This is a genomic window from Mycobacterium sp. NGS48 (assembly GCF_059812585.1).
Window position 1 is genome coordinate 69,491 of the sequence record NZ_JCALCY010000009.1, and the last position, 18,859, is coordinate 88,349.

The 18,859-nt window shown below is 65.0% G+C and carries 20 protein-coding genes; 8 read left to right on the top strand and 12 right to left on the bottom strand.

Going from position 1 to position 18,859, the window contains the following annotated elements; genetic code table 11:
- Window positions 1-68 precede the first annotated feature (68 nt).
- Entirely contained in the window at window positions 69-1,850 is a 1,782-nt protein-coding gene (locus AC5Y42_RS16770; RefSeq protein WP_499899715.1) for an N-acyl-D-amino-acid deacylase family protein, read from the top strand.
- Window positions 1,840-2,283 (top strand): limonene-1,2-epoxide hydrolase family protein, encoded by a 444-nt coding sequence (locus AC5Y42_RS16775; protein WP_499899716.1) that lies wholly within the window; start codon window positions 1,840-1,842, stop codon window positions 2,281-2,283. The genes AC5Y42_RS16770 and AC5Y42_RS16775 overlap by 11 nt, the downstream gene beginning before the upstream one ends.
- Before the next feature lie 51 nt (window positions 2,284-2,334).
- Here AC5Y42_RS16775 and AC5Y42_RS16780 read toward each other — a convergent pair whose 3' ends face one another.
- Genes AC5Y42_RS16780 through bfr form a run of 7 tightly spaced genes read right to left on the bottom strand, consistent with a single transcriptional unit; the run spans window position 2,335 to window position 9,213 of the window.
- The gene (locus AC5Y42_RS16780; protein WP_499899717.1) at window positions 2,335-2,772 is read right to left on the bottom strand and encodes an SRPBCC family protein; all 438 of its coding nucleotides are present in this window, start codon (window positions 2,770-2,772) and stop codon (window positions 2,335-2,337) included.
- Window positions 2,772-3,605, bottom strand: coding sequence for a lysophospholipid acyltransferase family protein (locus AC5Y42_RS16785; RefSeq protein ID WP_499899718.1), 834 nt, complete (start codon window positions 3,603-3,605; stop codon window positions 2,772-2,774). The genes AC5Y42_RS16780 and AC5Y42_RS16785 overlap by 1 nt, the downstream gene beginning before the upstream one ends.
- Window positions 3,606-3,634: 29 nt before the next feature.
- Complete coding sequence (locus tag AC5Y42_RS16790; protein ID WP_499899719.1) at window positions 3,635-4,771, bottom strand: amidohydrolase family protein; 1,137 nt, start codon at window positions 4,769-4,771, stop codon at window positions 3,635-3,637.
- Between the two features lie 2 nt (window positions 4,772-4,773).
- Window positions 4,774-6,126, bottom strand: a complete 1,353-nt coding sequence (locus tag AC5Y42_RS16795) for a type I glutamate--ammonia ligase (RefSeq protein ID WP_499899720.1) — start codon at window positions 6,124-6,126, stop codon at window positions 4,774-4,776.
- A 10-nt stretch (window positions 6,127-6,136) separates the two neighbouring features.
- Window positions 6,137-6,631: a carboxymuconolactone decarboxylase family protein gene (locus AC5Y42_RS16800; RefSeq protein WP_499899721.1), complete on the bottom strand. Its 495-nt coding sequence runs from the start codon at window positions 6,629-6,631 to the stop codon at window positions 6,137-6,139.
- Entirely contained in the window at window positions 6,628-8,688 is a 2,061-nt protein-coding gene (locus AC5Y42_RS16805) for an MDR family MFS transporter (protein ID WP_499899722.1), read from the bottom strand. Before AC5Y42_RS16805 ends, AC5Y42_RS16800 begins: the two co-directional genes overlap by 4 nt.
- Window positions 8,689-8,730: 42 nt before the next feature.
- Window positions 8,731-9,213 carry a bacterioferritin gene (bfr, locus tag AC5Y42_RS16810; protein ID WP_499899723.1) on the bottom strand — a complete coding sequence of 161 codons (483 nt, stop codon included), beginning with the start codon at window positions 9,211-9,213 and terminating at the stop codon, window positions 8,731-8,733.
- A gap of 302 nt (window positions 9,214-9,515) precedes the next feature.
- Between bfr and AC5Y42_RS16815 the strand changes: the two genes are divergently transcribed.
- Entirely contained in the window at window positions 9,516-9,701 is a 186-nt protein-coding gene (locus tag AC5Y42_RS16815) for a (2Fe-2S)-binding protein (protein ID WP_499899724.1), read from the top strand.
- Between the two features lies 1 nt (window position 9,702).
- On the opposite strand, the gene AC5Y42_RS16820 is transcribed toward AC5Y42_RS16815, so the two are convergent.
- From AC5Y42_RS16820 to AC5Y42_RS16835, 4 genes are read right to left on the bottom strand one after another with little or no spacing between them, the layout of a single operon-like run.
- Window positions 9,703-10,461, bottom strand: coding sequence for an enoyl-CoA hydratase/isomerase family protein (locus AC5Y42_RS16820; RefSeq protein ID WP_499899725.1), 759 nt, complete (start codon window positions 10,459-10,461; stop codon window positions 9,703-9,705).
- 40 nt (window positions 10,462-10,501) lie between these two features.
- A complete protein-coding gene (locus AC5Y42_RS16825; protein ID WP_499899726.1) occupies window positions 10,502-11,197 on the bottom strand; it encodes an EthD domain-containing protein in 696 nt (231 codons plus the stop codon).
- Between the two features lie 2 nt (window positions 11,198-11,199).
- Window positions 11,200-11,826: a PaaI family thioesterase gene (locus AC5Y42_RS16830; protein ID WP_499899727.1), complete on the bottom strand. Its 627-nt coding sequence runs from the start codon at window positions 11,824-11,826 to the stop codon at window positions 11,200-11,202.
- 24 nt (window positions 11,827-11,850) lie between these two features.
- Window positions 11,851-12,804 carry a hydrogen peroxide-inducible genes activator gene (locus AC5Y42_RS16835; RefSeq protein ID WP_499899728.1) on the bottom strand — a complete coding sequence of 318 codons (954 nt, stop codon included), beginning with the start codon at window positions 12,802-12,804 and terminating at the stop codon, window positions 11,851-11,853.
- Between the two features lie 112 nt (window positions 12,805-12,916).
- On the opposite strand from AC5Y42_RS16835, the gene AC5Y42_RS16840 reads away from it, so the two are divergent.
- From AC5Y42_RS16840 to AC5Y42_RS16850, 3 genes are read left to right on the top strand one after another with little or no spacing between them, the layout of a single operon-like run.
- Window positions 12,917-13,504, top strand: coding sequence for a peroxiredoxin (locus AC5Y42_RS16840; protein WP_499899729.1), 588 nt, complete (start codon window positions 12,917-12,919; stop codon window positions 13,502-13,504).
- A 13-nt stretch (window positions 13,505-13,517) separates the two neighbouring features.
- Window positions 13,518-14,054: an alkyl hydroperoxide reductase gene (locus AC5Y42_RS16845; RefSeq protein ID WP_499899730.1), complete on the top strand. Its 537-nt coding sequence runs from the start codon at window positions 13,518-13,520 to the stop codon at window positions 14,052-14,054.
- 10 nt (window positions 14,055-14,064) lie between these two features.
- Complete coding sequence (locus AC5Y42_RS16850; RefSeq protein WP_499899731.1) at window positions 14,065-15,312, top strand: alpha-amylase family glycosyl hydrolase; 1,248 nt, start codon at window positions 14,065-14,067, stop codon at window positions 15,310-15,312.
- Here the strand turns inward: AC5Y42_RS16850 and AC5Y42_RS16855 are convergent.
- Window positions 15,305-15,736: a DUF1810 domain-containing protein gene (locus AC5Y42_RS16855; protein ID WP_499899732.1), complete on the bottom strand. Its 432-nt coding sequence runs from the start codon at window positions 15,734-15,736 to the stop codon at window positions 15,305-15,307. The genes AC5Y42_RS16850 and AC5Y42_RS16855 overlap by 8 nt on opposite strands.
- Here AC5Y42_RS16855 and AC5Y42_RS16860 point away from each other — a divergent pair.
- Together AC5Y42_RS16860 and AC5Y42_RS16865 are read left to right on the top strand one after the other, a co-directional pair.
- Window positions 15,724-17,001 carry an alpha-hydroxy acid oxidase gene (locus AC5Y42_RS16860; protein WP_499899733.1) on the top strand — a complete coding sequence of 426 codons (1,278 nt, stop codon included), beginning with the start codon at window positions 15,724-15,726 and terminating at the stop codon, window positions 16,999-17,001. The genes AC5Y42_RS16855 and AC5Y42_RS16860 overlap by 13 nt on opposite strands.
- Before the next feature lie 18 nt (window positions 17,002-17,019).
- Window positions 17,020-18,531 carry an HNH endonuclease signature motif containing protein gene (locus tag AC5Y42_RS16865; RefSeq protein ID WP_499899734.1) on the top strand — a complete coding sequence of 504 codons (1,512 nt, stop codon included), beginning with the start codon at window positions 17,020-17,022 and terminating at the stop codon, window positions 18,529-18,531.
- Window positions 18,532-18,859 lie beyond the last annotated feature (328 nt).

Below are 18,859 nucleotides of genomic sequence, written 5' to 3' on the forward strand. Positions count from 1 at the left end.
TTGCGGCGCCGTTGCTGGGCGTCCACCGTGCTGGACACTTGTCCAACAACGCCGTTATATTCACCGCTGTGGCATATGACGCAATCATCCGGAATGGTCGCTGGTTCGACGGCACCGGCGGTCCGTCGGCGATCAGGAACATCGGTATCCGCGACGGGCGCGTCAGCGCTGTCACCGCAGCAGACCTCGATTCCACGGGTTGTCCGCAGGTGGTCGACGCGACCGGTAAATGGGTGCTGCCGGGTCTGCTCGACATTCACACCCATTACGACGTGGAGGTGCTCGACGGACCTTCCCTGGCCGAATCGCTTCGTCACGGCGTCACGACGGTGTTCGTCGGCTCCTGCTCGCTGTCGACCATCCACGTCGACGGGGTGAATGCCGGCGACCTGTTCGGCCGCGTGGAGGCCATTCCGCGTGAGCATGTCATCGCAGCTGTCGACAAGCACAAGACGTGGCGCAGTTGCGAAGAGTATGTGTCCGCACTGGAGGCGCGGCCGCTGGGGCCCAATGTGGCCGCGTTCATCGGCCACTCCGATATGCGCGCCGCCACAATGGGTCTCGACAGCGCTACCCGTAAATCCGTGCGGCCCACCAAGGCCCAGCTGGCCCGCATGGAACAGATGCTGACGGAGGCGTTGGCGGCCGGTTTCGTCGGGATGTCGTCACAGCAGTTGCTTTTCGACAAACTGGACGGCGATGCGTGCCGCTCCCGGACCCTGCCGTCGACCTACGCCAAGCCGCGGGAACTGCGCCGGCTGAAGTCGTTGCTGCGCCGCAGCGGCCGAGTCTTTCAGTCCGGGCCCGATATCACCAACCCGCTCAATCTCGGCTCACAGGTGGCTCAGTCGTTGGGCTTGTTCCGCAAGCCGCTCAAGACCAGTCTGCTCTCTGCTGCCGACGTCAAAGCCAACCCGTTCGCGATCCATGCGCTGGGTCCGCTGGCCCGGCTGGTGAACCGGTTCGGGGCCGCTTTCCGCTGGCAACATCTGCCGGTCCCGTTCGAGGTGTACGCAGACGGTATCGACCTGGTGGTCTTCGAGGAATTCGGCGCCGGCGCAGCGGCTTTGCATCTTCGCGACGAGCTGGAGCGCAACGCGTTGATGCGCGACGAAAGCTACCGCCGCCGGTTCCGCAAGGACTACGAGAGCAAGTTCGCCATGCGGGTATGGCAGCGCGACCTCTTCGACGCCGAGATCGTCGGGTGCCCGGATGCCTCGGTGGTCGGCAAGTCGTTCGGGCAAGTCGGTCTCGAGCGCGGCGGGCTGCATCCCGTCGACGCATTCCTGGATCTGGTGCTCGAACACGGCACCGCGCTGCGCTGGCGAACCACGATTTCCAACCATCGGCCCGAGGTGCTGAAAAAGCTGGCCGCCGAACCCGGTGTGCAGATGGGCTTTTCCGATGCCGGTGCGCACCTGCGCAATATGGCCTTCTACAACTCCGGGCTTCGCCTGTTGCGCCATGTCCACGACGCGGAGAAGGCCGGCCGGCCGTTCACCACGATCGAGCATGCCGTGCACCGGCTCACCGGGGAACTCGCCGACTGGTTCCAACTCGATGCCGGTCACCTTCGCGAGGGTGACCGTGCCGATCTGGTTGTGGTGGATCCCGAGCACCTCGACGCGTCGCTCGACGAGTACGCCGAGGCCGACGTCGACCAGTTCGGCCAGATGTCGCGGATGGTCAACCGCAACGACGACACGGTGAACGCCGTCTTCGTCGGCGGGCGTGCGGTATTCCTCGACGGGGCGCCGACCGAGGTGCTCGGCGTGCAGCGCACCGGGCGTTTCCTGCGCGCGAAGACCGCTGCGTCGACCGTGAAAGGTGAACTGGCCCATGTCGGTTGACGAGGCAGTACTGAAGCTGTGGCGGGCGCTGTCGCAGCGGGATTGGGATTGCATCAAGACGTTTCTGTCGGCGGACTGCATCTATGTCGACATGCCGGTGGGGCCGACGGCGGCCGCACGCGGTCCCGACGACATCGTCAAACGTCTCAAGGTCGGCTTGGAGTCGCTGGCGCACTACGAAAATCACGACGGTGTGCTGGTGTCCAACGGCGCCGACGTGATGTATGAACACTCCGAGACGTGGCGCTGGCACACCGGCGAGACGGCCCTGCTCAAGTTCGTCAGCGTGCATCAGGTGCACGAAGGCAAAGTGACGCTGTGGAAGGACTATTGGGACATGGGCTCGATGGTCAGCCAAGCGCCCGCCACCTGGATGGAGGACCTGGCCGGGACCGACACGTCATGGATCTTCGACGCGACGGGGCTGATCTAGCGGCGATCGCAAGCGCGGCGGAACCGGGCGCAGCGGGTCGCCGCCATTGATCTAGGACTCGACGAGTCTCTTAAGCCGTTTCAAAGTTGCGGCCAGGGTGCGACCCACCTGGCGTACGGCGACGCGATCGGCGATGTAGCCCAGGATCCCACCGGGTACTTGGTATGACAGCCGGAACGTCGCCTTCGTTCGGCCCTCCCCCGCGTCGCGCAGCCGGATGCGGCCACGCTGGTTGACGCCGCCGGTGATGCTGACCCAGGCCAAGTCGCGGGCCTCGTCGAACTCCACCACCTCGATCAGCCCACCGACGGGCACCGAGCCGATCTTCCAGTGCACGGTATAGCGGGCCCCGATACCCGCGGGCCGCTCGTTCGCATTTTCCCAGCGTTCCAGGCTGGTCATGAACGAGGGGTAGCAGTCCGGATCGCTGACGAACTTCCACACCTCGCCGCGGTCGGCGTCGATCACGCACCGGCGTTCGACGCGCATCAGCCGATCACCGGGAATCGACGCTCGGCGGCCAGTCGGTCCACGCCGCCCTGCAAACTGGCCATCACCTTGTCGTGCACCGCCTGATCATCGCCGTCGACGTCGATGGGCTCCTGCACCTCGATCGTGATCTTGGCCGGCAGCGGAAGGTGTCCGGCGAGATCGCTGATATTCAGCCCCCACGGCAGTGCGAGTGATATCGGAACGCTCTTGAGCCGCAGCAACTTATCCGCCATCAGCAGCTTGGCCAGCCACTGGCCGCGGTTGAGGAACAGCGCGGTCTCCTGCCCGCCGACACTGGAGACGGGCACGATCGGCACCCCGGCCTCGCGGGCCAGCCGCACATAGCCCATGCGGCCACCGAAGTCGACGCTGTGCCGTTCCCACGACGGCCGGAAAACTTCATAGTCGCCGCCGGGATACACCAGCAGCGCCGCGCCGGTTTCCAAGGCCAGCCGCGCGTTTTCGTGATTGGCGGCGACGGTGCCGAACTTGCGCAGCCAGCCCAACGGGGGCGCGGAAACGACCAGGTTGTGCGCCAGCTGGTAAAACGGCCGCTCGACGCCGAAGTAGGAGCAGAACGCAAGGGTGAACACGAACGTGTCGGGTGGTACGTTGCCGCCGCTGTGGTTGCCGACCAGCAGCACCGGTCCCTCGGCGGGGATTCGATCCAGGCCCCGCACGTCGGCGCGGAAGTACAGCGACGCCAGCAGCCACGTCCCGGGCAGTTGGTCGCGGATGTAATCCGGATCGCGCTGGTCAAGGTCGGCCTTGGGTACCCGCGACGCTACTTGCGTGCGGGCCCACTGAAGCGCATCACCTAGGCCGGCCACGTCGGGTTTATACCCCGGGTGGGCGATTCTTATACCCGCTCGGCAGCATCAAGTCGGTAGATGCGGGCGGCGTTGGCGTGTGCCATCATCTCGACCACCCGGATGGCGTCGGACTCGCTCCAGTCGCCGTCGGCCACAAACCGGCTGAGTACTCGGTGAATCCCGTTGCGCCACAGCATCGCGCCGAGAAAATGCAGCTCTGCCGGCCCGACGGCATCCGAGGAATAGACGATCTTACGGAATGGCGCCAACTCCAGCAGTCGGGCGATGAACGCCGGGCCCCGGGCACCCAGATGATTGATGCTCAGCCCGCCGTCGAGGTACACGTTGTTGAAGGCCTGTGCCAGATAGCCCGCTTCTCGCTCGTAGGGGTAGCAGTGCAGCAGCACGACCGGTGTGTCACCGGACTGACGCAGGAAGTCGAGCAGATACAGCGGATTGGCTTTGTGCAGATCACAGTCGCGGTCGCCGAGGCCGACATGGAACTGCAACGGCTTACCCAGCCGTAGCGCCTGGTGCAGCCCGAAGCGCAGCAGCACCCGGTCCGATAGCCGAACACCACCGCTGTCTCGCCACCGGGCGGCTGCGTCGGCGACCTGTGCCGCGGTCGGCTCCGTCAGGTCCCCGTCGAATCCGTCCCGGTAGGCCAGCACGGACTTGGTGCCGACCGCGTTCGCTGCGCGTCGGAGCAGAATCTCCTCGAATGCCGTCGCATAGTCACCCGGCGCCTGCGCTGCCTGCTCGGCTACCTGCTCGAGGCGAACCACCTCACGTGCGTGACCCGCGGACAGCTCGGCGAGTTGCTCGACCCCGGCTACTCCCCGATTCAGCCCGGTGTCCACCAGCCAATGGGTCACCCCGGCGGCGGGCAGGAAAAGCTTGGCCAGGTCACGTTCGCCTAATCGGCTACGATGCTGCCAATAGTCGTCTGCCTCAGCATGTTTGGCCAAGCCAAGAAGCGGTGCGCAGTGGGTGCGGACAGCAAATCCGAGTTGCGAGTCGAATCCCGAATCGAACTCGGCCAGCGGTTCAGTGTTGGCCTCGTTAAGGCCGTTCTCAAACCGCTGCCGGTCCCCTGCCGCCAGCCAGCAGCCATGGACATGCTGATCGATCAACGGCACCTCGGCGATACGACAGGCCAGCGCAGAGTTGCCGGCAGCAGGCATCGTCAGACGCTCCAGGCCATGCGGAACTTCGCCGTCAGCTCTTCGGGATCCAAACCCGCGTAGCGCTGGTCCTCCAATCGGCGCACCGCGACAATCAGGTCCACGGCAAGATCGCCGAGTATTTTCCGTAAGCGAGATGAACCATCAAGTGCTGCAATCGCTTCCGCTTGCAATTCGGGCAACCGCACGATACCCGCATGGTCGCGGTACGCGTCGGACAGCGTCGCGGGGTCCACGGTCGTTTCCGGCGGCAGCGCAGCCTTTCTCCTGATTCCGTTCAGCGCCAAGCCGAGGATCGCTGCCGAGGCAAAGTACGGATTGGCCGACGGGTCGACGATCTTCACCTCCACGTTGCCGCCGGACGGGTTGGCCGGGCCGCCGCTGATGAAACGAACGGCCGCTTCCCGGTTCTCGGCGCCCCAGCAGGCGTACGCGCCGGCCCAGTTCCCGGGCCGCATCCGTAGCCCGGACACGATCGAACCGCAGAGAATGGCCTGGGCACCCGGCAGTCCACCAAGCAGGCCCGCCAGCGCGCTTTCCCCCTTGGGCGTCATGCCGTGGGCGGCAGAGCCGTCGGAGAACAGTGGCCCGTCGGAATCGGTCAACGAGAAATGTTGGTGGGCACCAGATCCCACGCTGTCGGCGAACGGTGCCGGCGACAGGCTGACCCGAAGGCCGTGTCGGCGCGCCACCCGGCCGACGATGATGCGACACAGCGCCAGTTGGTCGGCCGCTTCTACCGGCGATTGCGGAGCCAGCGAGATCTCGAACTGGTTGACCCCGTACTCCGGGTGAAATTGCTCGATTCCGACACCGGCCGCCGTCGCCGTCGCAATGACGTCGTGAACGAACGCCTCGAACTCGAGTACACCGGCAAGCCCGTACTGTGCCCACAGCGTCGACGGCAGCCGGTTTCCTTCGGGCGTGACCAGAACGAATTCGATTTCATGGCCCACCATCGCTTCGATCCCGGCCTCGGCAAGCGCGGCCACGACACGGCCCAGCGTGCCGCGGCTGCACCCGGGAAACGGTGTCCCGTCCTGCTCGAAAAACCCCGCGGGTGCCCACGCCAACCCGTCGCCGATGACGCGTAAGGCGGACAGGTCGATTCTGACGCGGTGATCACCGACCACCCCGATATTTTCGCTGAATGCGATGCCGCTGTGGTCGATAGCGAATGCATGCCAAACCAGGCTGGCGCCCAAGCCAGGGTCGGCGAAGGCGTTGGACCGCCGTATCGGCACGGCCTTGGCCTGCATCAGCCCGGCCGGGTTGACCGCAGTGCCGATCACGACGTCCACCCCCTTGGCCTCCAACTGGGCGATCGCCGCTGCGGCAAGCGGGGTGGTGGTCACGCGTCTTGCGTCAAACCCGACTGGGCAAGGTGAACTTGCAGGTCTGGCCGATGTCCAACGTGCGTAGCACCCGCCCCATGCCGATCCACAGCGCGCACGACAGCGCCAGGTCGGCCAACAGCTCCTCGGAGAAGTGCTCGGAGGCGCGGGCCCAGAAGTCCTCGTCGTCGCGCAGCACGGCGTGCTCGGTGGCGAATCGGTGCGCGAATTCGGCGGCCAGTCGCTCCTGTTCGCTGTAGCCCGGCCAGGTGCGCCATTCCAACGCGTGGTCGTAGAGTTCTTCGTCCACACCGGCGGCCGGCCCGTCGCCGTCGCGGGTGTTGAGGCACACCGCGCATTCGTTGTCATAGGCGATTACGACGCGCGCGAGCTCACGGGTGCGCATGGGCAGGCGATTGCGGTTGTAGACAGCGTCGCTGAACGCGCCGATGGCGCCGCCGAGTTCGGGGGACTTCACGAACCAGCCGGCCAGGTCGTCGTCAGCGAATTCTCCGATTCGGCTCATGACGAGATCCTAGCGCCAATAGCCAGCTGTCCCCGACCTTCGTGCCAATCACGTTGAGCGACAACCCGGTGGGCGATCCGGTCGAGGGCGGCCTCGACCTGGGCTCGGTCCGGTCGGCCCTGGAATCCCGGAGCCCGGGTTAATTTGTCGACAATCCAGTCGCGAATCAGATTGGACACGAAGTCGACCTGCCGGACACCAGATGCGGTCAGCCACAAGCGGTCGATGTTGCGTGCTGCGTAACCGGCGCGGACCACACCGTCGAAGACGGGTTCGAGGACTTCGTATGGCACCCCCACGTCGTCGCCGATATCGGTTAACCGTGCCGACCCGAACAGTCGCGTGTAGCGGTGGATTCGCAACACGGCCCACAGCCCGGCCGCATCCAGCGGGCAATCGGGACGCATCGCGATGCTGCGCAGTCGCATACCGGGAGCGCCCTGCAGCATGCGTCCGATGGTTGCCTCCAGCAGCTCGTCGGGTGACTGCGCGGTGGGCATCGCAAATCCGTCGCCGAGGTCGGCGGCATTATTTCCGATGTCCCGCAACGGAATCTCACGCAGGAAAAGCGCCAACACAAACCCCACCACTGCCGCCGGCGCTGCCCACAAAAAGACCATGGACAGCGAATCGGAATAGGCCGCCACGATCGGCGCAGCGACCTCCGGCGGCAGACGATGCAACACCTCCGGCGAACTCGCCGCCGCGGCGGGCGCTCGACTTGCCTGCAAGGCCGGTCCCAGCCTGTCCTGCAGGAAATTCATGAACAGCGAGCCGAAAATGGCGGCGCCGAACGAACTGCCGATCGTGCGGAAGAATGTCACGCCCGAGGTGGCGACGCCGAGGTCGTCGAAACTCGAGGTGTTTTGCACGATGAGCGTCAGCACCTGCATACACAATCCGATACCGGCCCCCAGGATGACCAGGTAAAGCGACTGCAGCAGAGTCGATGTCGACGGGCCCATCCGGGACAGCAACACGAATGCCACCGCCATCACCGCCGTCCCGGCGATCGGAAAGACCTTGTACCGCCCGGTTCGGCCGACCAGGATGCCGCTCGTCATCGACGTGGTCAACATGCCAACCACCATCGGCAGCGTGCGAAGCCCCGATTCCGTCGCCGAGACGCCGTTCACGAATTGCATATAAGTAGGAAGGAAGGTCAGCGCGCCCAGCATCGCGAACCCGACGACGAAAGAAAGGATGCAGCACACCGTGAAAACCGGACTGGCGAAGAGCCGGGGCGGCAGGATCGGCGCGGCGGTCCGGCTTTCCACCCACACGAAAACGGCCAGCGCGACAGCGGAGCCAACGAACAGGCCGATGATCGTCGCGGATCCCCACGGGTACGTGGTGCCGCCCCAACTGGTGGCCAACGTCAAACCCGCGGCGCCGAGACCGACGAAAACGATGCCGACGTAGTCGATAACGGGTTTGGCGCGTTCGACCAGCGTGGGGATGGTTGCGGCTGCCACGAAGAACACCACCACCGATACCGGCACGTTGATCCAAAACGCCCATCGCCAGGTCAGGTGGTCGGTGAAATAGCCGCCCAGCAACGGCCCGACGACCGTGGTGACTCCGAATACCGCCCCCAGCGCGCCTTGATAGCGGCCGCGTTCGCGCAGCGGGATGACTTCACCGATGAGCGCGGTGGCGGTGACGGTCAGACCGCCGCCACCGATGCCCTGCAGCGCCCGGGATCCCACCAGCATGACCATCGTGTGCGACAGGCCGCACAGTACCGAGCCGACCACGAAAAACACCACGGCGGCTTGGAACACCGCTTTGCGGCCGAAAAGGTCGCCCAGTTTGCCCGCCAGGGCGGTGACGATGGTGGAGGCCAGCAGATAGCTGGTGACCACCCACGACTGGTGACCGGCTCCGCCGAGATCGGCGACGATCGTCGGCAGCGCGGTCGCCACGATGGTCTGGTCAAGCGCAGCCAGCAGCATCCCGAGCACGATCGCCAAAAAGATCAGATTGCGTCGTTGCGGGCTGACCAGAGTGCTGTCCTGCGCCGCGTCCGCGGCTGGCGTCGCCGTCGGTGCGGTCATACCGGCCTTTCCATCGGCGCCCGCGGCCGCTGGGACGGTTTGTCAGGTGGTGGGCGGGCGGGCGACGCACTGCGCGGCGTAGAGCGCCTCGCCGAGCTTATCCATCAACTCCAGCTGCGTTTGCAGGTAGTCGATGTGGTCTTCTTCGTCGGCGACGATCTTCTCCAGAATTTGCGCGCTGGTGCTGTCTTGACGCTCGCGGCACATGATGATGCCCGGCTTGAGACGGTTGAGCACATCGAATTCGATTGCCAAGTCACTCTCGAATTGCTCGCGCAGCGTCTGGCCGACCCGCAGCGACCCGATGCGCTGGTAGTTCGGTAAACCGTCGAGCAGCAGAATGCGATCCGTCACCATTTCTGCGTGCCGCATTTCGTCGAACGACTCTGCGCGGGTGTGGGCCGCCAGCTCGGTAAAGCCCCAGTTTTCCTGCATCTTCGAGTGCAGAAAGTATTGGTTTATCGCGGTGAGTTCACTGGTCAATTGTTCGTTGAGTAGGCGCAAAACATCGGGATCACCTTGCATGATCGCTCCTTATTTCAAGCTGTCAGGTGTCGGACTGCGTGAGGCTGTCGGGGGTTGGGCTGTAACCCGCGACGTGTCATGCCGGATTCAATCTAGTCCAGCGCAGAGCCGCCGGTGCGATGATTCGTCCGGCGTCGGCGCGTCGCGGTGGGCCGCTGGCTGCGACGCCGTTTCCAGGTGCAAAAGCGCAGTTCAACACGCCTGCAGGTTAGGTTAGACTCCACTAACCAAGTTAGGTTAGACTTCACTAACATGAGGCCTGTTCAGTCCGGTCCTTCCGCCGGTTCGGCGGGGGTGGGTTGATGTACGTGTGCCTGTGCGTCGGGGCCACCAGTCAAACCGTGGCCGACGCCGTCGCGTGCGGCGCGTCGACCTCCAAAGAAGTTGCCGCAGCCTGCGGGGCCGGCGCGGACTGCGGGCGTTGCCGGCACAGCTTACGGGCGATCATTGAGGCCGCCGCGCAGTTCGAAACCAGCGCCGCGCGGTAACTCAGCCGCTTCGGCGACCGGTGAAATCCGCCAGCGCCGCGGCGTTGGCCTGGGTACCCATCAGCTCGGCGAAGTGAGCGTTCTCCCGGGCGCTTGCCGCTGCGATCTCCGGGCGGGTCGGTTCGACGATGGTGTGTTTGACCGCCATCAGACTCGAAATCGGCCGCGACGCAAGGATTTCCGCGTGCCGACGCGCATCAACGAGCAGATCTGACGGCTCGCACACCTTCCAGACCAGACCCATCCGCAGCGCCTCCTGGGCGTCCACCCATTCCGAGGACATCAGCAACCAGGCCGCGTTCTGCCGGCCGACCAACTGGGGCAGCAGATACGACGAGGCGGCCTCTGGTGCCACGCCGAGGCTGGTGAACGGGCATTTCAGTCGCGCAGTTGAGGACATGAACGCCAGGTCGGCGTAGCCCAGGATGGTGGCGCCGATACCGACCCCGACGCCGTTCACCGCGCAGATCAGTGGTTTGGGGAACGCGCTCAGCGCGTCTATCAGCCCGGTGAAGCCGTGCTTTCCCGGCACGAAGCCCGGGTCGGTGACCCGTGCCTGCATCTCCCCGAGATCAGTCCCGGCGCTGAAGGCGCGCCCCGCCCCGGTCAGCAGAACCACCGCGACCTCCGGGTCGTCGGCGGCGGCCAACAGCGCCTCGGCCGTGGCGTCGTAGAGCGCCTCGTTGAAGGCGTTGAGCGCCTCAGGCCGGTTCAAGGTCAGCGTGCGGACCTTGTTCTCGTCGTCGATCTGCAATGTCACGGCTGCCTCCCAAGCATCATGAGTGTGGTGGTTGCCAGACTCATAAAAACGGTGTTCGAAGCACATACCGACTCGTCGGCACGGTGTCGATGTTTTCGTTGGCCCCGAACGCCGATGTACTGGCGATCATCCGGCTCAACCGGTCCTGCAAATCGCTGTCATCGGCGGCGCCGAAGAAGGCCGTCAGGTCGGTGACCGCCTCGATCGGGAACAACTCCTCGACGACGCCCGAGATGGGCGGCGCGTCTGGGGTCAGGGCGCGCACCACCGCGTTCTGGGTATAGCCGAAGGTGGCCTGTGTCTCGATTGCGACCGGTGTGTGGTCGCGCTGCCAGCGAGCCAGCCAGCTGTCCTGGTCCAGCCCGGCCGGGCGCCGCAATAGCGCAACGTTGGCCAAACCCGTTGTGCGGCAGCCGAGCTCCAGTGGGGCCGGCAGCGGGACCGACTCGGTGACCAGATACCCGGCGAGCTCCTCGCATTCGGCCTCCAGCGTGGCCAGCGCGGCGGTGATCTGGTCGCCATAGCACTGCTGAGCCCAGATGCTCACTACTGCGGCCGCCGGCGGGTCGAACGTCGTGAGCGTCATCAGCGAGCCACGCACCACGCTGTCCCGCACATTGACGGCCAGACCGGCAACACCAAGGCCCAGGATCGCATCAGCAACCGGCCCCCGCTGGCGGGCGCACCAGTCGTCGTCGCGGTCGGCGGCCCGGAGCACCGCCACTACCTTTTCCATCGCTACAACTCCCGCGCCCACCGCGGCTGGATGAACACGCCCTCGGCTTCCACGGTGACACCCTCGTCGTCGGCGAGGAAGCCCGCCGCGAAAGTCTTCACACCCTCCACGCGAGTGGCGGTCGCCTCGGCGTGCAAGCGGCCAAGCCGGGTGGCCCGCACATAGCGCAGGGTGATGGTCCCGGTCAGCCGCGGGTTGGTGCCGTCGCTGGCTGCTTCGCCCAAGAGGTGATCGAGAACCAGGGCCGCGACGCCGCCGTGTACATGACCGGGCGGCCCCTCATAGGCGGCACCGAGATCGAATTCGCACCACGCCCTGCCCGACGGGTCATGCTGGATCTCCAGTGGCGGGGCGATCGGGTTGCGCGCTCCGATAACGACGTTTCCCCACGCCATCTGCTCGCCGCTGGACAGGTAGCGCACACCGAAGGTGCCATCCACCTGCTTGCTGCGTAAACGTGCGGTGGCCGAATCGATTTCATTCTTCGCCGCGGCGACGGTTTCGGCGTCGACTTCGGTACGGATGGTGGCGTCGATCAACTCCCGTACCGACTGGGTCAGCGGCTCATAGACTGCCCGCAGCCGTTCGAGGTCCTCGACGCTGATGTTCTCCAAGGTGAAGTCCAGCATGACTGCAACTAGAACATGTTCCTGCTACGTCGTGGCGGCGGGGTGGCGAACCAGGCGCACGGGGCTGTCGGCGCTGACCAACTCCCCGATGACCTGAGCCAGCTGCCGGTAGGGCGCTTCGCGACCGCTGGATGAGCGGAACACCAGGCCGATCCGCCGCCCCGGGCGGGGATTTGCGAACTGTGCCAGCCCGAGCTGGCTGCGGCTGGCCTCGACCGATACCGCGCTCTGCGGGATCAGGGTCACGCCCAATCCACCGGTTACGCACTGCACTGCCGTGGCCAGCGATGCGGCGCGGGTGTTGGCCAACTCAGCGCGCACTCCGGCCTTGCGGCAGAGGTCGAGGGTCTGGTCACGCAGGCAGTGGCCCTCGTCGAGAAGCAGCAGCGGCAATTGCGCCAGCGCCGTCGGCGGCACCCGCCGTTTGCCCGCCAACGGGTGACTCGGCGGCAGCGCGAGCACGAAGTCTTCGTCGTAGATCGGGATTTCGGTGACACCGCTGGCCTCGGCAGGCAACGCGATCAGCGCTGCATCCAAAGCACCCTCGCGCAGTGACATCAGCAATCGCTCGGTTTGGTCCTCGATCACTCGCAGGGTCAGCGCGGGCAATCGCTCGGTCAATCCGGCCAGCACCGTCGGCAGCACGTACGGCGCCACCGTGGGGATCAGGCCCAGGCGCATGGTGCCCTGCAGCGGATCCACGGTGCCAGCGACCGCTGCGGTGAACGCGGTCACCGCTTCGATCGCGCTTTGCGCCTGCGGCAGCAGGTGCCGACCCTCCGTCGTCAAGAAGACACGCCGCGTTGATCGCTCGACGAGCTGGACGCCGAGGCCGGCTTCCAGCGCCGACAGGGACTGTGACAGCGTCGACTGACTGACACCGAGAATGCTTGCAGCAGTGCCGAAGTGTTGCTTTTCCGCCACCGCGACGAAGGCCCGTAGGCCGGCGACGGTGGGTTGATAACTCTTATCGGTCATGCCTATCAGTGTAGTGGGAAATATCACCTTTACTTTAAGGTTAGATTAGGCCAAAATTGGATCGAGTCCAAAAAGTTGGAGAGTAAAACCGATCTTGATCAAAGGAGTGATCATGGCACTGCTGACAATCGGCGATCAGTTTCCCGCCTACGAGCTCACCGCGCTGATCGGTGGTGATCTGTCGAAGGTCAACGCCAAGCAGCCGGAAGACTATTTCACCACGATCACCAACGAAGACAACCCCGGCAAGTGGCGAGTGATCTTCTTCTGGCCGAAGGACTTCACCTTCGTGTGCCCGACCGAGATCGCTGCGTTCGGCAAGTTGAACGACGAGTTCGAAGACCGCGACACCCAGGTTCTGGGTGTGTCGGTGGACAGCGAGTTCGTCCACTTCCAGTGGCGCGCCCAGCACGAAGATCTCAAGAAGCTGCCGTTCCCGATGCTGTCCGACATCAAGCGTGAACTTGTCGAGGCCACCGGGGCGCTCAACGACGAGGGTGTCGCCGACCGGGTGACGTTCATCGTCGACCCCAACAACGAGATCCAGTTCGTCTCAGTGACCGCCGGCTCGGTGGGGCGCAACGTCGACGAGGTGCTGCGGGTGCTCGATGCCCTGCAGTCCGACGAGCTGTGCGCCTGCAACTGGCGCAAGGGTGACCCCACCATCGACGCCGGCGAAGAGCTGAAGAAGTCCGCCTAAAGGAGTGGCGCAGATGAGCATCGAGAACCTCAAAACCGCACTGCCCGAGTACGCCAAAGACCTCAAACTCAACTTGGGGTCGATCGCCCGCACCACCGCTCTCAATGAGGAACAGCTGTGGGGCACGCTGTTGGCCAGCGCTGCGGCGACGCGAAATGCTGAGGTGCTGACCCAAGTCGGCGCGGAAGCCGCGGATTATCTGTCGGCCGAGGCGTACCAGGCGGCGTTGGGCGCCGCGTCGATCATGGGCATGAACAACGTGTTCTATCGTGGCCGCGGCTTCCTCGATGGCGCCTACGACGACCTGCGCCCAGGATTGCGGATGAACATCATCGGCAACCCGGGTGTGGACAAAGCCAGCTTCGAATTGTGGTGCTTTGCGGTGTCGTCGATCAACGGGTGCTCGGACTGCCTAGCTTCCCACGAGCACTCGCTGCGGGAGGCCGGCGTCGAGCGAGAGGCGATATTCGAGGCGTTGAAGGCGGCGTCCATTGTCGCGGGCGTGGCCCAGGCGATCACCGCCGCCCAGACGCTTGCCGCGGCCGGGTAACTTTAACGACGTGGCCGACTGGGTCGAGCATGTGATCTGGTGGCAGCTCTACCCGCTGGGCTTCGTCGGCGCATTCCCGGGTGAGCAGCCGCCAGCGCCGGACGAGCACCGCCTACGTCGGGTTACCGAGTGGTTCGACCACGGCATCGAGTTGGGCGCGTCCGGGATTGCCCTGGGTCCGATTTTCGCCTCCCGGACCCACGGCTACGACACGACCGATCATTACCGCATCGATCCGCGCCTCGGCGACGACGACGATTACGACTTCCTTGTCGCCGAGGCGCATCGGCGTGGATTGCGGATCGTGCTCGACGGGGTGTTCAACCACGTCGGGCCGGACTTCTCGCGCGATCACCAGGATTGGTTTCGTGACTACAGCTTCGAGGGCCACGGCGATCTCACCACGCTGAACCACGACAACCCCGAAGTCGCCGACTACGTCGTCGATGTCATGTCGCACTGGCTGGAGCGTGGCGCCGACGGCTGGCGGCTGGATGCGGCTTATGCTGTGCCGTCTAGCTTTTGGGCTGCTGTGCTCCCGCGAGTTCGCCGGCAGCATCCGGAGGCGTGGTTCGTCGGAGAGCTCATTCACGGCGACTATGCCGCGGTGGTCACCGAGGCCGGTTTCGACTCGGCCACCCAATACGAGCTGTGGAAAGCGATCTGGAGCAGCCTCAACGACGGCAACTTCTACGAATTGGACTGGGCGCTACAGCGGCACAACGAGTTCCTGGACAGTTTCGCGCCGCTGACCTTCATTGGCAACCACGACGTCACTCGGGTTGCCAGTCAACTCGAGCATTCTGCTCACGTCGCCCACGCGCTGGTGCTGCTGTTGACCGTCGGCGGCATTCCCAGCGTGTACGCCGGTGACGAACTCGGCTACCTCGGGGTCAAAGAGGATCGGTTCGGCGGCGACGACGCGGTGCGGCCCGAATTCGGTTCTCCCCCGGTACCTCTGGATGATGACGGCGCAAAGTTGTGGGCGCTGCACCAATACCTGATCGGGCTGCGGCGCCGCCATGCGTGGCTGCACGCCGCAACCACGACCGCGTTGCTGCTGGACAACCGGCACTACGTCTATCGGACCCACCACGATGACGACGCCCTGATCGTCGTGCTCAACATCGATGACGCGCCGCTGGAGGCGAGGGTGCCGCGCGCACAGGTGGTCGCCGGATCCGGAGCTCCGCCGGAAGAGATCGTCGACGTCGTCGTGGTCGAACCACAGGGCTGGCGCATCCTGCAGCCTATGTGAGCCGCTTCAGCGTCAGCGGATCTTGCTCCCCGCGGTAGTACTTATCCAGCAGCGCGACGAAATCCCGGTTGTCGTCGGTGGCGCGGGCGAACAGCGTCATCGACGAGCGGACCTTCAGATCGTCGGGTGATCCGAAAATCTCGGCGATCGAACGGCCGTCGATGCCGTTGACCAGCTGTGTGCACTCGTACAGCCGCGGGCCGAGCACCTCGTGGTGAAGGTAGGCCTGTGCTTCGTCCAGCGAAGAGATCGCATACCTTGCGGCCATCGGACTGCTGCCGAGTCCGGCCAGCTGCGGAAAGATGAACCAGATCCAGTGACTGCGTTTGCGGCCGGCACGCAACTCCTCGACGACGGTGTGATAGACCCGAGCTTGCGCGTCGACGAAGCGCTGGAGATCGAAGGGATCATTTGCGGACGTCATCTAACCACCGTCGCACAGTCAAACGACGGGTGCCGAAGATCGGTGACCTCGCGCCGCTGATCCGGTTTCGCAAGCCCCGGCTCGACCGCGTGCAACGCCGACTCGACGCGGCGCTGACCATCCACGATCTACGGCGTATCGCCCAGCGGCGTACCCCCAGGGCCGCATTCGACTACACCGACGGGGCTGCCGAAGACGAGTTGTCGATCGAGCGGGCGCGGCAAGCCTTCCGCGACATCGAATTTCACCCGGCGATCCTGCGCGACGTCAGCAGTGTGCGCACCGGCTGGCCGGTGCTCGGTGCGCCGGTGGCGCTGCCGTTCGGCGTCGCGCCGACGGGGTTCACCCGGTTGATGCATACCGCGGGCGAGATCGCCGGTGCTCGCGCTGCGGCGCGCGCTGGTGTTCCGTTCTCACTGTCCACCCTGGGCACCGCCGCGATCGAAGATATAGCCGCAGCCATTCCGCAGGGCCGCAAATGGTTTCAGCTCTACATGTGGCGGGATCGGGACCGGTCGATGGCGTTGGTGGACCGGGCAGCTCAGGCGGGTTTCGACACGCTACTGGTCACCGTCGACGTTCCGGTTGCCGGTGCGCGATTGCGCGACACCCGCAACGGAATGACGATCCCGCCGACCTTGACCCTGCGGACCGTGCTCGATGCACTGCCGCGCCCGCACTGGTGGTTCGATCTGCTGACGACCGAGCCGCTGGCGTTCGCATCGCTGGATCGATGGTCGGGCACCGTCGGCGAATACCTGGATACCATGTTCGACCCCAGCGTCACCTTCGCTGATCTGGCATGGATCAAGACCCAGTGGCCGGGCAAGCTCGTCGTGAAAGGTATTCAAACTCTGGCAGACGCCCGCGCCGTCGTCGACGCCGGCGCCGACGGCATCGTGTTGTCCAATCACGGTGGCCGCCAACTTGATCGAGCGCCGGTGCCGTTTCATCTGTTGCCGTTGGTCGCGCGAGAGCTTGGCGGCTCCACGGAAATCTTGCTGGATACCGGGATCATGTCCGGCGCGGACATCGTGGCCGCGGTGGCGTTGGGTGCGCGGTGCACGCTGATTGGGCGGGCTTATTTGTATGGGCTGATGGCGGGTGGTGAAGCCGGTGTCGAGCGTGCCATCGAAATCCTGTCCGGCCAGCTGACCCGGACCATGCGACTCCTCGGCGTCACGTGCTTGGAGGAGTTGTCACCGTCGCACGTCACGCAATTGCGGCGGCTGGTGCCGGTTCGGCCGCCGGAGGTGTCGGAATAATCTGCTATACTCGAACGTATGTTCGATGGGGCGGCGCGGGTGGCGGTGAGCGCTCGGTTTGATGAGCTGTTCGAGCGGCGCCATCCCTCGACCACGCCGGAGTCGAGTGCGCTGGTGGAGCGGATCTGTGCGTCCTCGCGGGCGGAGAACCAGGCAGCGGCCGCGCAGCTGACCGCGATTGGTGAATTGTTCGGTTACCGGTTGTCGCGGTGCTCGAACACCGAAGAATGGGCCATTGATACTGAAGAGGCGGTGACGGCTGAGGTGGCCGCGGCGCTGCGGATCAGTCAGGGGCTGGCGGGAAGTCGGTTGCGGTATGCCCGGGCGATGCGCGAGCGGCTGCCGATGCTGGCAGCGGTCTTCCAAGCTGGTGATATCGATTATCGGGTGTTTCAGACGATTGTGTTTCGCACTGATTTGATCACCGATCGCGACGTGTTGGCGACGGTGGATGCGCAGTTGGCCGTGAATGTGCCGCGTTGGCCGTCGATGACGCAGGGTCGGCTTGCTGGTCAGGTCGACAAGATTGTGGGCAGGGCTGATGCCGATGCTGTGCGGCGGCGCAATAAGCGCCAGGGTGGTCGTGAGATTTGGATCGGCGATGCCGACTCGGGTATCTCGGAGATCCATGGGAGCCTGCTGACTGCCGATGCGCATGCTCTCGACCAGCAATTGGATGCGTTGGCTGCCACGGTGTGTGAGTACGATCCGCGTACTCGCGATCAGCGTCGTGCTGATGCGTTGGGTGCCCTTGCGGCACGGGCTGATCGACTGGGCTGTCGTTGTGGGCGAGGCGATTGTGCCGCTGGAAAGCAGCCTGCTGCATCGCCTGTGGTGATCCATGTGGTCGCCGAGCAGGCCGCGATCTCGGGCAGCGGCTCGGCAATGGCTTCCGAGGTCGGGGCCGATGGGCTGATCCCGGCTGAACTGGTGGCGGAGCTGGCTAAAACGGCCAAGCTGGTGGCGTTGGTTCACCCGGGCGATGCGCCACCCGAGCTGGGGTATGTGCCGTCCAAGGCGTTGGCGGATTTTGTGCGGTGCCGGGATTTGACGTGTCGCTGGCCGGGCTGTGACCGGCCGGCTGCCGAGTGCGATCTCGACCATACGATCCCGTATGCCGTTGGCGGGCCGACGCATGCGTCGAATCTCAAATGTTATTGCCGCACTCATCATTTGGTGAAGACGTTTTGGGGTTGGCGTGATCAGCAGTTGCCTGACGGCACGGTGATTTTGACGTCCCCTTCGGGGCGGACGTATGTCAGCACTCCGGGTAGCGCGCTGCTGTTTCCCAGCTTGTGCCACTCCACCGGCGGCATCTCGGCGATTGAAGCCGATCTCCCGGATGACTACTGCGGCGAGCGCACCGCGATGATGCCCAAACGCCGCCGCACCCGCGCCCAAAACCGCGCCCACCGCATCGCCGCCGAACGCCGAGCCAACCACAATGCACGCACAACACGGCGAGACGAGCGTATGAGCTACTTCGACCTGGCGCCGCGCGACGGCGACGACGAGCCGCCACCGTTCTGATTGCAGTTCACGGAAACTGGGTTAATGCAGGGTCAGTCAGGAACGCGGGTTGTACCACCTCTGGCGACGAGCAAGGCTGAACGTACTCAACCATCGACCTGGACGGCCGGGCCCTAGTATCGGCGCGGTGGAGAGCGCCTTCGCGGAGCTTGGGCGGGCTATGGTGAGTTTAGGGTCGGCCGGACGGTGCCGGTAAGCGCGGGACGGGATTCGGGCACCATGACGAGCAGTGTCCGTCCCGCTGCCGCACCCCGCTACTCCGAGCCAACAATCGGCGCATCAGAGCCAAGTGTGCAACTCGATGTCGACGGAAAGCTCGGCTAACGGA